Origin of the sequence: Nocardia sp. NPDC060220 (assembly GCF_042727815.1) — a bacterium.
In the GTDB taxonomy this organism is placed as follows: domain Bacteria; phylum Actinomycetota; class Actinomycetes; order Mycobacteriales; family Mycobacteriaceae; genus Nocardia.
Genome location: NZ_JBHWZY010000898.1, coordinates 1 through 2698 on the forward strand (window position 1 = coordinate 1; position 2698 = coordinate 2698).

The following is a 2698-nucleotide window of genomic DNA, read 5'->3' on the forward strand; positions in this document are numbered from 1 at the left end:
GTTGCCTCAGCGTCCCCGGCGAGCGCCGCGGCCTTCTCCACCGCCACGTACGACGAATCCGAGCCATCAGTACCGACGACAATGGTCCGGTAGGCGGTCATCTCTCCTCCAACTTGGTCGGTGCCAGCACCGAACCACTCGGGAATCGAGCGTCAGCGCGGCAATTGGCTCGACCCTAACGCCAAATCAGGCCGATTTATCAGAAATCGCAACAGATCACACCGGGAGTGTTGGCGCTCCTGCCCGATGTCACGGTGGCCTTCGCAACAATCGAGAAGATTCACCTGCGGCAACAAGACCGCAGTTCGAAGAAATTGTGGCCTATCACAACACGATCAACGACGTAGTGCGGCTGGGACTTTGATCACATCAACCGGAGAAACTGGGGAACCCACAGGCCGCGCTTCCGGTGCCGGTATTCGCCGCCACGGTCACCGTGGCGGGGGTGATCCACCAGCTGTTGAGATAGCTGTCGACTTTCGCCGTCAACTGGTGCGAGCCTGCGGCGGCGGGACGCCACGAGGTCTTGGTCTCGCCGATCGCCGGGATCGCGACCGTGTCGATCACGTCACCGTTGTCGTAGAAGGTCACCGGTGCGCCGGCGTGGCCCGAGCTGTAGCCGACGACGTTGACCGCGACCACCGTGTAGGAACAGCCGACCTTCGGATCGGCACTCGATACGCTGACCCGCTGGCCATCCGAGATGTCCGCGTGCGCGCCCGGCGCGAACAGAGCCGTGGCGGCCAGCGCGGTCGCGAGGGCGGCGCCGAGACGGGCGGTCCGATCGAATGATGTTGTCACTGTTGATGTCCTGACTTCTCCACGCAGCAACGGCCGCTGCGAATGCGGTGACACTATCGACGAACACCGCTGTTCCAAGGTGGAACGCCAATATTTCAGACCCCCTACTTCTCGGGTCTGGACGCACCCGGTCAGCGCGCCGTGGGGACAGCACTCACCGCCTGTGCGCTGCGCGCGTATTCCGTCGGCGACATCCCGATCTCGGCGGTGAATTCACGGCTGAAATGCGCCTGGTCGAAATAGCCGAGCTGGGCCGCGAGTACCGCGAGATCAGGGCGGCCGTGCGCGAGCAGATCGGCGGCGTCCTGCAATCTGAACCGGCACAGCACCCACTTCGGGCCTGCCCCGACATAGCGGCGGAACAGGCGCTGCAGGGTGCGGATCGGAACGGCGAAACGATCGGTGACCTGGTCGACCCTGGTCAGCTCCGGATCGTTCGCCATGGCGGTGACGATGCGGGTCACCAGCGCGTAGTGCGGATCGTCGGTGCGACCACGGCCCGCGAAGAACTCCTCGACGATGTCGCGGCGGCGCTCGTCGGACTGTTCGGCCAGCACTCGGTCGGCCAGGCCCGCGGCCTCGGGCAACACCGCGCGCAGCGGGGCCGAATCATCGCGCAGCGCGCCGACATCCATGCCGGTGAAGGCACCGAATCCGCCGGGGGCGAACCGGATGCCGAAGGTCTCGCCTTCCCCGGCGAGCTCGCGCACGTACTTCGTCGTGCACACCCCGGTGACGAAGCCGCCGGTGCGGATGGTGCTGCGTTCGAAGGTGACGTTCACACACGGGAACGACAGCACCTGCGCCGAATAGCTGGGCCGGCCGCGCAGATCCCACCGCACCACCCAGTACCGGTCCGCGAACTCGGCCAGCGCGGGCCCGACCCCCAGCCGGTTCAGCGACCGGTGTCTCGCCTGCTCCTCCGGGTGCAGGATTCCTTTCACATCACCGGGATCCGGCGCCGCCGTCATCATCGGCCGATCTGTCGCGTTCTTACAAGACGGGCCGTCGGCCGCGGAGCAGGATCGTATCCATGACCAATCCCGTTGCGCCCATTCCGGAGGGCTACCACTCCATCACCTGTTTCCTGGCCGTGCCGGACGGAAACGCGGCCATCGACTTCTACACCGCGGTCTTCGAGGCGAAGGTGCTCAGCCGCGCCGATCTGCCCGACGGCCAGCCCGCGCACGCCGAACTGCTCATCGGGGATTCCACCCTGCAGCTCGGAATGCCCATCCCCGACAACAATGTTCGCGCCCCCGAGGACTGGGTGCACACCTCGGTGGTGCACTACTGCCCCGACGTGGACGCGGTGATCGCCCGCGCGCTCGCCCACGGTGCCCGCAGCGCCGAGGAGCCGCAGACCTTCGTCACCGGAGATCGCTTCGGCGTGGTGATCGACCCCTTCGGCCACCGCTGGGCGGTGATCACCCGCGTCGAGGACGTCTCGAAGGAGGAGGCCGACCGCCGCGTCGCCGCGTGGATGGCCGAGCAGGCGTAGCGCCCCGCCGGGCCGGGTCCGCAGGGGCCTCGCCTCCGAGCAGCACCCGCGCGATCGGTCGCGCGACTCGGGGGCGGGGTCGCCCGGGGACCGTGGCGCCGGCATGGTCAAGAAATCCCCGCGGCGTCCATCCCGCGCAGCTCCTTCTTCAGGTCGGCGATCTCGTCACGCAACCGGCCCGCCAGCTCGAACTGCAATTCGCGGGCCGCGTTCATCATCTGCGCGGTGAGTTCGGTGACCAGGGCGGCCAATTCGGCACGTGGCATCGACTTCACATCGCGTTCGGCGTAGATACCCGAGCTGGCCCGGCCCGGTTCGCCCTGGGCGCGCCTGCCGCGGCTGACATTGCGGCCCGATCCGCCGACGGCCACCTCGTCCTCGGCCTCGGTGTACACC

General features: G+C 67.4%; 5 protein-coding genes. 1 reads left to right on the top strand and 4 read right to left on the bottom strand.

What is annotated here, in order from left to right:
- From ACFWF3_RS31395 to ACFWF3_RS31405, 3 genes are all read right to left on the bottom strand, one after another.
- Positions 1–101 (bottom strand): universal stress protein (locus ACFWF3_RS31395; RefSeq protein WP_379317386.1); only part of this gene is annotated, 101 nt, incomplete at its 3' end.
- A gap of 268 nt (positions 102–369) precedes the next feature.
- Entirely contained in the window at positions 370–801 is a 432-nt protein-coding gene (locus tag ACFWF3_RS31400) for a hypothetical protein (RefSeq protein ID WP_379317378.1), read from the bottom strand.
- 131 nt (positions 802–932) lie between these two features.
- Positions 933–1775, bottom strand: coding sequence for a helix-turn-helix domain-containing protein (locus ACFWF3_RS31405; protein WP_379317380.1), 843 nt, complete (start codon positions 1773–1775; stop codon positions 933–935).
- A gap of 59 nt (positions 1776–1834) precedes the next feature.
- Between ACFWF3_RS31405 and ACFWF3_RS31410 the strand changes: the two genes are divergently transcribed.
- Entirely contained in the window at positions 1835–2302 is a 468-nt protein-coding gene (locus tag ACFWF3_RS31410; protein WP_379317382.1) for a VOC family protein, read from the top strand.
- 107 nt (positions 2303–2409) lie between these two features.
- Here ACFWF3_RS31410 and ACFWF3_RS31415 read toward each other — a convergent pair.
- Positions 2410–2698, bottom strand: a 289-nt coding sequence (locus ACFWF3_RS31415; protein WP_379317384.1) for a UvrB/UvrC motif-containing protein, incomplete at its 5' end; no start/stop codon positions are given.

Bases quoted from the DNA above. Each gene is read 5' to 3' on its own strand.
- ACFWF3_RS31405 (WP_379317380.1), bottom strand. From the start codon at position 1,775: ATGATGACGGCGGCGCCGGATCCCGGTGATGTGAAAGGAATCCTGCAC.
- ACFWF3_RS31410 (WP_379317382.1), top strand. From the start codon at position 1,835: ATGACCAATCCCGTTGCGCCCATTCCGGAGGGCTACCACTCCATCACC.